At 68.8% G+C, this 12,034-nt stretch carries 15 protein-coding genes; all 15 read right to left on the bottom strand.

The genetic code is table 11. From position 1 onward, the window contains the following. On the bottom strand, positions 1-400 hold a 400-nt coding region (locus AVMA1855_RS25910), incomplete at its 3' end, for a TraC family protein (RefSeq protein WP_284427912.1). 64 nt (positions 401-464) lie between these two features. Beyond that, the gene (locus AVMA1855_RS25905) at positions 465-947 is read right to left on the bottom strand and encodes a TIGR03751 family conjugal transfer lipoprotein (protein ID WP_284427911.1); all 483 of its coding nucleotides are present in this window, start codon (positions 945-947) and stop codon (positions 465-467) included. A 25-nt stretch (positions 948-972) separates the two neighbouring features. After that, the gene (locus AVMA1855_RS25900; protein WP_284427910.1) at positions 973-2,559 is read right to left on the bottom strand and encodes a TIGR03752 family integrating conjugative element protein; all 1,587 of its coding nucleotides are present in this window, start codon (positions 2,557-2,559) and stop codon (positions 973-975) included. A 15-nt stretch (positions 2,560-2,574) separates the two neighbouring features. Then, entirely contained in the window at positions 2,575-3,678 is a 1,104-nt protein-coding gene (locus tag AVMA1855_RS25895) for a TIGR03749 family integrating conjugative element protein (RefSeq protein WP_284427909.1), read from the bottom strand. After that, positions 3,675-4,511, bottom strand: a complete 837-nt coding sequence (locus AVMA1855_RS25890; protein WP_284427908.1) for a PFL_4703 family integrating conjugative element protein — start codon at positions 4,509-4,511, stop codon at positions 3,675-3,677. The genes AVMA1855_RS25895 and AVMA1855_RS25890 overlap by 4 nt, the downstream gene beginning before the upstream one ends. Before the next feature lie 16 nt (positions 4,512-4,527). After that, entirely contained in the window at positions 4,528-5,025 is a 498-nt protein-coding gene (locus AVMA1855_RS25885; RefSeq protein ID WP_284427907.1) for a TIGR03750 family conjugal transfer protein, read from the bottom strand. Between the two features lie 21 nt (positions 5,026-5,046). After that, positions 5,047-5,463, bottom strand: a complete 417-nt coding sequence (locus AVMA1855_RS25880; protein WP_284427906.1) for a TIGR03745 family integrating conjugative element membrane protein — start codon at positions 5,461-5,463, stop codon at positions 5,047-5,049. 76 nt (positions 5,464-5,539) lie between these two features. Next, entirely contained in the window at positions 5,540-5,770 is a 231-nt protein-coding gene (locus tag AVMA1855_RS25875; protein ID WP_284427905.1) for a DUF3262 family protein, read from the bottom strand. Between the two features lie 13 nt (positions 5,771-5,783). Next, positions 5,784-6,122 carry an integrative conjugative element protein, RAQPRD family gene (locus AVMA1855_RS25870; protein WP_284427904.1) on the bottom strand — a complete coding sequence of 113 codons (339 nt, stop codon included), beginning with the start codon at positions 6,120-6,122 and terminating at the stop codon, positions 5,784-5,786. 19 nt (positions 6,123-6,141) lie between these two features. Further along, complete coding sequence (locus AVMA1855_RS25865) at positions 6,142-6,936, bottom strand: DUF4400 domain-containing protein (RefSeq protein ID WP_284427903.1); 795 nt, start codon at positions 6,934-6,936, stop codon at positions 6,142-6,144. Next, on the bottom strand, positions 6,933-9,254 hold the full coding sequence (traD, locus tag AVMA1855_RS25860) for a type IV conjugative transfer system coupling protein TraD (protein WP_284427902.1): 2,322 nt from the start codon (positions 9,252-9,254) through the stop codon (positions 6,933-6,935). The genes AVMA1855_RS25865 and traD overlap by 4 nt, the downstream gene beginning before the upstream one ends. Next, a complete protein-coding gene (locus tag AVMA1855_RS25855; protein WP_284427901.1) occupies positions 9,251-9,790 on the bottom strand; it encodes a DUF2859 domain-containing protein in 540 nt (179 codons plus the stop codon). The genes traD and AVMA1855_RS25855 overlap by 4 nt, the downstream gene beginning before the upstream one ends. Before the next feature lie 4 nt (positions 9,791-9,794). Then, positions 9,795-10,553, bottom strand: a complete 759-nt coding sequence (locus AVMA1855_RS25850) for a transglycosylase SLT domain-containing protein (RefSeq protein WP_284427900.1) — start codon at positions 10,551-10,553, stop codon at positions 9,795-9,797. After that, entirely contained in the window at positions 10,553-11,101 is a 549-nt protein-coding gene (locus tag AVMA1855_RS25845) for a hypothetical protein (RefSeq protein WP_272552775.1), read from the bottom strand. Before AVMA1855_RS25845 ends, AVMA1855_RS25850 begins: the two co-directional genes overlap by 1 nt. Positions 11,102-11,121: 20 nt before the next feature. Beyond that, positions 11,122-12,034 (bottom strand): hypothetical protein (locus AVMA1855_RS25840; protein WP_284427899.1); only part of this gene is annotated, 913 nt, incomplete at its 5' end.

Raw genomic sequence — 12,034 nt, 5'->3', positions numbered from 1 at the left:
AGTCACGCAGCACCCCCGCCAAAGGGCCGAGATTGCGGTCGTCGCTGGCGAAGAACTGGACGATCCAGGGGGAGGCGTCCGACTCGGGGAGCGCCTGCAGGGCTTCCTGCACCTTGAGAGCATGTTCGGCGAGCACGTGCGCGGCCTGAGCCTCGGTCGGAATGGCGGACAGCTCGAACATCGCGCCGAGGGTGGCCCCGTCCTTGAGCACGAACACCTTGTCCTCGCTCTCGTAGGCGACATAGGGCAGCATGTCGGTGAAGGAGGGCGGGCGCAGGGCCATGCGCCGGCGCTGCGCCACCGTCTGGCCATTGGAGGCGGATGAGGCGGTGGTGGTCGCGGCTGCGCCCTCGGCAGGGGAGCCGGGCGCGCGCTTGGGTCGGATCAGATCGAGGAGCATGGATCGGAGGTTCTTCGTGGTGGGCTCGGTGAAAACGGCCTTGGTGTTATCGGCCTTGAGGCAATCAGCGAGTGCTCTTGGCTGTAGTCGCGCCCGCGTCCGGACGCAGGGCACGGCCCACCTGCAGGTCCTGCTCGACCTCTCCCGGCAGCGCGTAGAACGTCTGCTCGTACATCGGAAACGTGGTCACGTAACCCGGCACCGGGTAGGTGCCGCGCGCCAGGTGCGGATAGACCACCATGACCAGATCGGGGTTGGGCACGCGGGCAAATCGCTGGCGCATGGGCTCCAGGGCGGACCAGTAGCGGCGCGTGTCGGCATCGCCAGCGGCGATGGGCCTGGCGGGCGAGTCCTCCCGCAGGCGGTCCTGCGCGGTGCGCGTGCGAGCGAGGGGTGCGCCCTCGTCCTCCTTCGGCGCGGCCTTGCCGCGGTAGATGTCCAGGACGGTCGGGCTGCCGCGGGTGACCTCGTTGATGGGCGACTCGCGGTTGCCGGTGACCGAACAGCCGGAGCCCAGCAGGGCCAGGGACAGCAAGGCTGCGGGCATCAGACGTGATGTCGTTGGGATCGGGTCATTCGAGACCATGGCGTTCTCCTCGTGCGATTTGGGTGCCGCCCTGCTGGCGATGCACCAGGCGGCGGGCGTTGACGGCTTTGTCCAGGCGGATCTCCTGGTCCAGATGGATGACGAGCTGCGCACCCGAGGGCACGATCACGGCATCGAAGCTGTTGCGAAGGCGCTGGAGCATCCACTGGGTCACCTCGTCGGTGGCGCCGCTCACGGCCTGGCCCATGGCGAAGCGCCCCCGGTCGCCCGTGATCGAGGAGGACGTCGATCCGTCGTTGTTGTTGCGCTGCGTGCGCTGCGCGTCGGCGAAGGCCTGGCCGGCCACGCCGATGCCGCGCAGCATGCTGATGTCGGTGAGGTAGCTCGCCGCGTTGGTCACGAACTTGCCCGGGATGCACGGGTTGCCGTGCAGGTCCGAGATGAAGCCGATGTCGCCCCCGGGTGAGCCGCCCGATCCGCTTGCCGTGGAGATCCCGCCGCCCCGGTTGCGGGAGGACACGGTGCGCACGGTGCCGTCGTTGAAGACGAAGGTGATCGAGCGCACCTTGCCCTCGGAACACGACAGCGCCATGTCGCCGATGGCCACGCCCGTGACGATCATGCCGGCGATGTCGGGCGGCAGCTCCCAGCCGCTGGCGGCGAGGTTGTCGCGCCCGACCATGGCTTTGAACTGCATGGGGTCCGTCACCCGGCCATCGATGGGCACCCGGCCGATGAGGCTGGTCATGGCGGTGACGCCTGCGAGCGTGGAGTTCTCGGGGAGCGTGAAGAAGGGGATGTCCTCGGCCCTCTGCGCGGCGGCTCTTGCGGCCTGCGTGGCGGGCCCGGCCGGCCCCGTGGTGCCGGCATCGCCGCTCGGTTGCGTGGTGCGCACGAACCGCGTCGTGACCACGGCGCCCGATCCCCGCGCCGGGTCCACGTGCGCGACGTAGCCCATGGGGGTCATGAGCTTGTACTGGACCACACCGGCGGCCGAATCAGCCTGCGCGGCGGCACCGGCATCCGACCAGCCCGCCGCACCGGCACGCGAGCCTGGCACGGCCTGCGATCCCGTGGACGGGCCGCGCGTGGTCGACGGGCTGGACGAACTTGGCGAACCAGGCAGGCCCTTCATGAGCGTGTCCGCCGCCTCGGCGGCGGTGTCGATCGCGTTGCCCAGCACGGACTTGTCGGCGGCGGGGGGATCGATGGCCGTGGCGGACGTGCTGGAATTGCCCGTGGCTTGTGGTGCCGGCACGGACGCGGCACTCGGGTTGTTGGACGATCCCTGGGTGCCCGCGCCCCCGGTACCGCCCAAGCGCCGGTTCTCCTCGGTGAGGCGGTTGTTGGTCTCGATGATCTTGGCCACGTCCTGGCGCAACTGCGTGTTGCTGGCCACCACGGTGGCGAGCGTCTCGGCCGGCGTGTCGTTGTCGGCGCCGGCGGCCTTGGGGAGGGCGGTCTTTGCCCTGGCAGGATCGGGGACGGCCTTCATGGGGGCGTCCGCCTTCGGCTGGGCGGGTCCGGAGAACTGCTGGTACAGCACGCCGATGATGACGGCGGCGCCGACGGTGCCCAGGACGGGAATGAGTTTGTTGCTGGTGGTGGCCATGGGCTCGCTCTCCTGTTACAGGCAGGCCTCGAAGGCGCGCTCGCACACCAGGTACAGGGCGGTGGTGTCCCAGTCGCTGCCGGCCGGGCCGATGCGCCCGTGCTGCGCGGTCGCGGAGATCCAGCGCCCCCGGAGGTCCTCCAGCGGCAATTCCAGCGGAGTCCTCGCCCGGTTGGTCACGCGCACGGCCGTCACGTACAGGTTGCCCGAGCGCCATTGGCCCAGGGGCGCGGCCTCCACCAGGGCGCCACGCAGCAGGCCGGTGACGGGCTGCGTGCCCACCTCCACCTGGCGCACGCCGGGGAGGTCGTAGGCCAGGCGGCGTGGGGCATAGAGCATCCGAGCTGCGTAGCGGGTGAGCTGCACCATGTCGGCCGCGGGCTGCTCCGGCTCGGCCTCCTTGGCCGCGGTGGCGCCCCCTGCGGCACCGGCGGTGGCGGTTGCTGCGGGGCCGGACTTGCCCGGCTCGACCACGAACACCTCCAGTTCGGACGTGGCCGCGGAAGTGCTATCGCCCGCAACGAGATCCATCGGGATCTGCTGGCCGCTGTCCACCAATTCCGCGACGATGCGCAACGTGGTGAAGGGGACGAGGGCGGTGGCATACAGCGTGCGGTCGATCACCTCCAGGCGGGCCACCGACTCCATGTCGCGCGGGACATGCAGGGCGGCGGGCGCCGGCAGCGTGATCAGCCGCTCACGTCCCACGGGCAGGGGTACGGCGATGGGCGCGCGCTCGAAGACGGCGCGCTCCACGCCGGCGCGGGCGGCAGCGCCCGTGGCGGGTGGGCGGCGCGTGCGGGACGGGGATGACGATGCGCGCGCTGCCTGGGCGGCAGCCCGCGCGGGCGAGGCGGCTCCCACAGACCCAGGCTGCGGGCTGGTCCCCTCGGGAGACAGATCCTGTCCCAGGTCGACATCGTTCCTGCCGGCGGGCTTGCCGCTCCCTGGCGGAGTGCCTTGCGGCCCGGCATCGATCATGTCCGGTGGAACGTTGGCCAGGGAGAGCTGGCGGACCTCCTGCGCTTGGAGCAGGCAGGGCAGCATCGAGGCGGCCGCGACCGCAGCCAGCGCGGAGAGTCGGTAGGTGAAGCGGTGCATGGTCCGGTGAGCAGTCATTGCGAAGGGCTGGACGAAGGAGTGGATGTGTTGGCAGCGGCACCGGCGGATGCGGACGCCGAGGCGCCCTGGGCCTGCAGGGGAGTGGCTTGGGGACTGTTGGGGTCCACACGCTGGTCGGCCGTGCGCGGGAGGGCCGCGGGGGTGAGGGTGGTGGGCAGCTTAGGCGCGGCCTGGCCGCTGCGCACTGCCTGCACCTCGCTCATCTCCAGGCGCGCCGGACGGTTGGCGCCGTAGCAGTCGATGGCCATGCGCCAGGGATTCTTCTCACGGTCCACGTCGTAGCGGACGATGCGCAGCGGGTAGCGGATGAACGCGTCCTTGACGCTCTGGCCCCGGAAGCTCTCCATGAGCTGCATGTCCAGCAGCACGGTCCAGGCGTCGGGTCCGTCAGCGACCACGCGGGCGCTGGAGTAGCCGAAGCCTGGGATCTCCGTCATCTGCCGCGTGCGCGAGCGCAACTCGCCGCTGTTGTAGCGCGACTGCATGTCCGCTTCGAGCTGGGCCCGGCAGGCTGGCGTCACGAAGGCCTGCAGGGCGAAGATCTGCGAGCCATAGTCCTTGGCGCCATCGGCCTGCCAGCGGTTGACCTGCTGCCAGATGTAGTAAGCGAAGCCATAGACGTTGGTGTCGGGCACGGGCGCGTTGCCGCTCTCCACGTGCACGCTGTCGCCGGCCTTGACGTTGGGCGCCAGGTGCAGATCCAGGTTCTTGGGCATGGAGTGGGCGTAATACATGCCCAGGGCGCCCATGGCGGCCACGATGAGGATCGCGTGGCGCAGCGTGGCGTTCTGTGCCCGGGCCGAAGCCAGGGCGTCGAGGTAGGGATTCATGGGAATGGGGGTGGGCTCAGTCAGGTCTTTCGGATGAGGATCGGCTGCGCGCGGCGGGAGTCGCTTCCCTGCGCAGCTGCAGGGGCGAAGCCAGCGAGCCCTCGAAGGACCGGCCCAGGTCCCACCAGCCCTCGTGTTCGATGAAGCGGCACCTCGCGAACCCCCTGCGGGCGGCCCACAAGTGCAGGTACTGGGTGTAATAGCCATCGGGCCGGCCGCGCTTGATGCGCGCCAGCCAGGTCGAGGAGAACCACAGCACCGCCAGCGGCCCGAAGAGCGCGAGCATGCCCAGAACCTGCCACAGGCCCGTGAACGCGGCGACGATGGAGCCAATGAGCAGGAAGACGGCGAGCGCCAGCAGGCCGATGACCTTGGCCTCGGTCACGGTGATGCCGTTCAGGATGGCCGGTTCCACGTTGACACGGTCCGTGACCGGGGCACCGCGCGCTGGCGACTGCAAGGTGTGTGGCGTGGCTGACGGAGCGTCCGCGGTGCCTAGGGATCTGCGTGGCATGGTGTCGTGGTCCCGGCCCGATCACTTCAGCACTTCCAGCGCCTGGGTCACCAGCATGACCAGCATGACCGCGAAGATCGCACCCATGATGAAGTATTCCTTCAGGTCGGATATGTCGGCCTTGCCAGCGGAATAAGCACGCCATTTGGCAAGCGCACCGGCCACCACGGCGACCAGCCCGACGGCCGCAAGCACCAGGCCCAAAATGGTCAGCCCAGCCTTGAAATACGCACCGAAGTACCCCAGCCAATCGCCTTCGGCGACCGTGCCGCCGCCGATCGCCTCGGTCGGCTTATGCACGTTGGGCAAGGCGGCCAGGGCCGGGGTGCAGAGCAGGGCGACCGATGGCGCGAGCAGTGCACGGGCTGCGCGGTCCCGGGCGAGGGAGAGGGTGTTGCGAGCGAGCGCCTGCAGGCGTTGAAGTCGGGACGATGGCATGGGAATGGTTCCTTCTGTGAACGGTTTTGGAGTGATGGGCATGGGCGAAGCAATGTCCGTGAGGCAACGGTCGCGGCTAGACCACGACGTACAAGACGAGCGAGAGCAGCACCATGGCCTTGACGCCGGCGATAGTGGCCTGCACCGCGGTCACGCGCTCGTGGCGGTAGGCATCCATGAGTTGCATCACGGTCCAGGCGAAGAAGGTCAGGACCACGGCGCTCACGATGAGCGTGAGCGTGGTCTTGAAGGCCGCGGGATCGGCGCCCGAGCCGGTGCGAAAGGCCTCGCGCATGGTCTGGTTCATGGTGTCACCTGACTCACTGGCGGTAGTCGCCGCGCAGCGGTGCCACGGGCCGTGGCTGGCGCGGGGTGTCGGTGTGCCGCTCGATGCCCTCGCGCAGCATCTGCAAGTCACTGGTCAGCCAGTCATAGCGGAACTTGACGCGCTGGCCGGTGGGCGCATCCTGCGCGGCGGTGGCCACCATGGCCTGCACGCGCTCGATCTCGTGCGCGATGCGCGCCAGGTGCTCTCGCTCGGTGTCCTCGTCGCCGGCGTGCGCGGGAGCGGTTGCGGCCGCGCACGCCGCCAGCAGCAGGGCGATCAGCCAAGCACGGCGGCAGCGTTGGCCAGTTTCGTGGGAGGGCGGGGATTGCATCATGGTTCTCCTGATGGGTTCAGACATATTTCTTGAATGCCGCCACGGTGGTCGAGAGGGTGGCGGCGACGAGCACGGTGAAGACGAGGACCATGTAGGCGGGGTTGAAGCCGCCGAAGGGCCAGGTGAGATAGAGGCCAAAGCCGCCGGTGAGCGACCAGGCGGTGTAGCGCTTGGCGTGGTGGTAGACGAAGGAGCTTTCCCGCCCCCCGCCCCAGCGGCGCAGGTCGCGTCGCACCAGGCCATCGACGGCCCCCACCAGGCAGGCGAGGACGAAGGCGGGCAGGGCGAAGAGCGCCACCGACATGCGCAGCAGCACGTCCTGCGCGACGTACATCGAGACCAGCGCCCATTGCGACAGGAGCTTGCCCATGGAGCGGCTGACCTGGCCCACCCCCTTGGACAAGGGACTGCCCTCCCGCGGATTGCCACCGACTGCGGCGGTGGCGTGCGATGGCGTGGGCCCGATTGCCACCTGCGGACCGTTGAAGCGCGCATACCAGCGCAGCACGCCGAGCCGCTCGTAGGGAATCTGCACCCATCGCACGATCTGCCGGGAAAACGCCACCGTGTCGGGCACCAGGAGGCTGCGCGGCGCGGCGGCGATGTAGCCCAGGTCCTGCTCCACCAGCGTGCGCGCATGGCCCGCACCCTCGTCTTTCCAGAGCCAGTACATCCCGCCGATCTCGATGAGGATGCCCACGAACCAGGAGAACAGCGCCACGAAGGTCAGGCCGATGCCGATCTCCAGCGCGAGTTCGACGGGGCCGCGCGTGCGAGGGCGCACCGGTCCCTTGGGAGGAGCGCCGCTCATGATCCATGCCTCATGATCTGACCCAGGGCGGTGCTGGTCATCGCGGCCTCATTCACAGCGGTTTCATGTGCACCCGCGTCCTCCTGCGCCAGGTCGGTGGCGATCAGGTCCGCGGCCGCAGCGCCCAACGGCTGCGCGGCCATCCAGTCGCCCATCCAGTCCGTCTCCTTGGCCCATTGCTCGCTGGTGCGGTAGCGGTTGCGCATGTCGCTGGCCACCTTCTTGAGCGACTCGGGAACGAACGGATCGTTGGTGGAGTCCGCCAGCGGGATGCGAATCTTGAAGCGCCGGTTGCCCTCCAGCAGCGCGAACGCCTGGCCCTGCGGCAAGCTCAGAAGGTCGGCCGCCTCGATCATCGCCACCTTGGTGGTGGTCACGATGTCGTCGTTGCGGGACGTGAAGTCCACGCCCGTGCCCTGCGCCGCCGTGTCGGTGACGCCGGACATGGGCGTGAGGTGCACGACCTCGACCTGCGGCACCTGCTCGGCCAGCAGGTTGGCCGTGGTGACCGAGCGCACCCGCAGCATGACCAGGTGGTTGAAGTTGTCCAGGATCTGCCCCGCCTTGGCCTTGTCGCCCACGCGCGCCTCGATGTCGAACATCGACTGCGTGTAGGCCGTGATCCGAAAGCCCGAGCCGCCCAGCTTGTTGACCATGGGCACGAATTCGGGGCCCGCGATCTCATTGACCTCATCGAAGTGGCAGCACACGGTGGGCAGTTGCAGCTTGCCCTCCGGGTGGTGCGGATCAAGCCCGGTCTTGTAGAGCTTGCCGCCCACGCTCACGAGGTCGGCCAGCATGGAATTGCCCACGGCCGAGGACACCACCGAGTCGGACAAGGCATCCAGGCCCACATAGACGATGCCGCCCTGGCGCATCACGGTCATCCAGTCGAAGACCGGCCGCTTGTCGCTGGCATCGAAGTAGTCCGGGGAGATCAGCTTGCCCACGGCGCCGGTGGTGAGCTTTTCCAGGAACGGCCCGAGGCTGGCGATGATCTTCTCGTAGAAGGAACGTTCGTAGCTGAACGCGGCTGCGAGACCCCGCAGTACGGTGTCCTCGACCTTGGAGTCTCTGATCCAGAGGAACATCGCCACCAGATCGGGCGTGCGGTCGGCCAGACTGCGCGGCACGGCCGGACCATTCTTGGTGCCAACGACCGCTTCGAGGGCGGCGACCCGCTTTTCCCAGTCGGTGTGCTGCCCTTGCGTCGCCAGGCGCGTGAAGATCATGCGGGCGTAGTCCATGAACAGACCGTCGATGCCGGTCACGTCCTTGAGCAGCGTCTCGTAGGTCGGCACGCGCCCGAGCGCCACCTGGGCCTGCGCCACGATGTTGGTGAAGCGCCAGGAGAACTCCTTGAACGCGGCCGAATTGCCGGAGGACGGCAGGGCGTTGGTCGCTCGCGTGGCCACCTCGGTGATGCGCGCGAAATTGCCGATACCGTTGTATCGCGCGGAGATCTCGGGGTAGCCCAGATGGAACAGGTAGAACTGGTCCAGCCGGCCTGCGCGGGCAGCTTCCGCATACAGGCGCAGCATGAGTTCCGCATCGCCCTTGGGATCGATCACGATGGTCACGTGGCCGGCGTGGATGTCCTGGGTGGCGAACATCTCCAGCATGCGCGTCTTGCCCACGCGCGTGGTGCCCATGACGATCATGTGGCCGGAGCGCGAGGACTGGCGCATCTTGACGGGGCCTTCCTGCAGCGCACCCACGCCGTGCAGGATGGGCGAGCCGCCCAGGTCGGGATGGGAGCGCAGTGGGTTGAACCAGGCCTCGCTGGACAGCGCGCCCGCGAGGGCACGCACCAGCGCCGTGGGTTGGCCCAACTGGCCCGGCTTGGAGGGTTGGGAAGGCTGACCCGGCTGGGAAGGCTGCGTGTGCAGCCTGGCCTGGAGTTCGGCATTGAGCTTCGTGCCCCAGCGGCGCCGGGCGATCTCGGAGGCGCTGGGTTTGACGAACGGCTCCGCTTCCGTGCGCGTGGCATCGCGCTTGCGCTGGGTGTGCAGTTGCGTCCACTCGAAGCCCTCGCCCAGGTAGTACTCGTCCTTGCCCACCGGAATCTTGGAGGGCGAGATGCGGGTGACCTTGTAGTACTTCATGAAGTGCTGGTAGCGCAGGATCTGCAGCGCCTGCGCCAAGCGCAGGTAGCCGAACGCGAAGGCGATCACTGCCGCCACCCAGCCCAGCAGGGGCGGCATCATCAGGGCCCAGGGCGCCACGATGGCCACCAGGGCCACGCCCCAGGCCATGGCCACGCTCCACAACTCGATGGGCGGGCGCAGCAGCGCCTCCAGGACCGCGTGGTTCTTCATGGCGTGCCTTTCCCGAGATCGTCCTCGGCCCCGTCGAAGATGATCTGGCGCGCCCGGCCATCCAGGCCGATGAGGACGGGGTAGATGGCAACGCTAGCTGCACGCATGCGGGACTCCAGCCATGGGCTCTGCGCGGGCGCGACCGGCACGCCGGCTGCGGTGCGCTGCAGCGCCTTGAACTCGTCCTCGCTGCCGGCTGCGACGACCACCACCGAGGCGCCGAGCGAGCGCAGACGGTCCTGGTGCAGATGCAGCCACTGCAGCGATGTCCAGTCGGTGCCCATCACCGCGATGGGTTGGGTCATCCAGCGGGCGTTGAACACGGAGATGCCCTCGATCGCCAGCACGCCCTGGCGCAGGCTGGTGCGCAGCGGAAACGCCATGCCCTGCATCACGCCTTGTTGCTCTTCGCCGCCCACGAGCGCGGCCAAGTAGGGCGCCACCGGCACGGTGGCATCGCTGCCATGGATCTGTTGCAGTGCAGGCTGGCCGGCGTTCGCAGCAGCGGTCCACATCACTGCTGAAGCCAAAAGCATTGCATCAAGCCTGCGCATGCGAGCCTCCCAAGGCCAGACGCGGAGCGCTCTGCAGCAGCGCAGACACGGGCACGCCCATGCGCCTTAGTCGCTGGAGTACCTGATCGGCATAGCGCGCGCCGCGCGCGAGGGTCTCGTGGGTGTTGTCCGAGCCCGTGTGATAGAGCGCGATGGCGCGGCGCCAGTTGCCGCCCGCCTCGAAGTGGCCCCGCAGGATCTGCGCTCCCACGGCGAGGTTGGGGTAGGGATCGAGGGCGCGCTCGGGCTGCTGGAGCTTGTCGCCATGCCAGTGCCAGTTGACCTGCATCGCGCCGATGTCGATGTTGGTCACGCGGCGGGCGATGAAGCCCTTGAGTGCGGCCAGCGTCTCAGGGTAGTCGGCGTAGCGCATTCCCTGTCCACGCACGCACAGCGTCCAGGGGTAGGGCAGGGTGCGCTCGCCGAACTTGAGCTTGGACTCCTGCAGGGCGACGCCGAAGAGCAGCCAGGGCGGGACGCCCATGCGCACTGCGGTGACCGCGTAGGCCTTCGGTGGGTGACTCTGCACCATGGATGCGGAGAACATGTCCTGTACTACGGGTTCGATGCGGCGCATCGCAGCGGTCGGCGTGCGCGAGATCTGCGCGCCTGTCGGCTCGATCCGCTTCACATCCTCGAGCCGGTAGGGCAACCATGGGCCGTTGGGCTCTGCACACCTGACACAAGCGGGCATGCCCGCCAGCAAACCCAGCACCATGGATCGGCGTGGCAGCATCGTCTGCATCAGCGGACCTTTGCCGCTTTCGGTGCGCTGGCGCCTGGCGCGGTATCGACCACCAGGGAGCGAGGCACATTGAGCACGTCCGCCGTGCCGATGGGCGCGGCCACCTTGGCCTGGCCGCTGAAGTCCATGACAGGCTCATTGGGATACATCCGGGCCATGGCCTCCGTGAAGGCGGCATTCCAGGCGAGCGAGCGCTCCACGTCCGCGTGGAAGGTGCGCGCGAACATCTCGGCGTACTTGCGGCGCTCCGCATCGCTGCGGGCGTGGATGCCCAGCGCCTCGACGGGCGAGAGGTTCTCCACGGAGAACGACTTGCGAGGCCCCTGTAGCAGGACCTTGGCGCGCAGCATCTCCTCGCTTGAGAGGCCCCAGATGGAGGCGATGAGCTGGTCGCTCTCGTCCAGCACCGTGCCCGCACGGTCGGCGCCGCCTCGCTGGCTCGTCACCTCCTGCGTGCGCTGCTGCTGGGTCTTTGGCTGGGCCAGCGAGGTTGTGGTGGCGCCGAGTGCGATCAGGCAAGCCACGGACCAGTGAGCGATGGTCGCCATCGAGTGCATCCCTTGCATGGTCATTGGCCCTCCACCGACAGCTGGACCAGACGGCCCTGGCCCACGTCGAACGTGGCGCGGCGCGCGGCCACGTCAATGGATTTGAGGGTGATGCCGTTGTAGGAGTCGCCCTGTTGCAGCACCCGCACGCGCTGGTCCGCGGTCTCGCCGGTGCCCACGACGATGGAAGGACGCCCGTCCCAAATGTCCACCGACAGCAGCTGGCCGGCGAGCTTCGGAGCCTCTGGGGGAGCAGCGGCGGCAGGCTTGGCGGCTGGAGCGCGGGGCCGGACCAGTTGGCGTGTGGCCGCAACGGCGGCAGCGGCGGTAGGCGGTGCCTGGTTCGCAGTGCGCTGCGTCAGCAGCGTTTCGATGCGGGCGAGCTGGGACTCCAGGCGATCCAGGCGCTGGTCCTGGGCGTCGGTGAGTGCCGCCGCGCCGGCTTCAACGGTGCCGGGTCTCGGCATGCTGGCCAAAGTAGGTGCGGCGTCGATCGCGGGCAGTTCCGGATGCGTCGGCTCTGGCAAGGCCTGCGGTGCCGCCGCGCTCGCGGTCGCCATCTGGGCCGATGCCGGCGGCGGCGCCGTAGTGAGGCTGGCCGCAGCCGAGGCCGGATCGGCCTGGGCTGCATCAGCCGTGGCTGCAGGCTCGGCCGGCTGGGCCAGTGCGGCCGGTTGGGCCGGTTCGGGCGCCAGCGGGACATCCGAGCGCATCCAGCGGCCGTAGGCCATCCAGGCGATCAGGGTCAGCAGCAGGACCAGGATCCCGGTGGTCGCCTTGCCGAATGGTCGGCGCCGGCGAGCACTGGCATCCGCTGGCGCTTGCGGGTCATCTGCCAGCGGCATCGCAGCGGTGTCTGGGTGCCATGCCCTGGCGGCATCCTGGCCATCGATCGGCTGGCCGTCCTGACGATGCACGTCGTCCTGGTGGTCC

The organism is Acidovorax sp. SUPP1855, from assembly GCF_030158955.1.
Classification (GTDB): domain Bacteria; phylum Pseudomonadota; class Gammaproteobacteria; order Burkholderiales; family Burkholderiaceae_C; genus Paracidovorax.
Note: the sequence above shows the minus strand (reverse complement) of the source record. Positions and strands in the feature narration are given on the sequence as shown.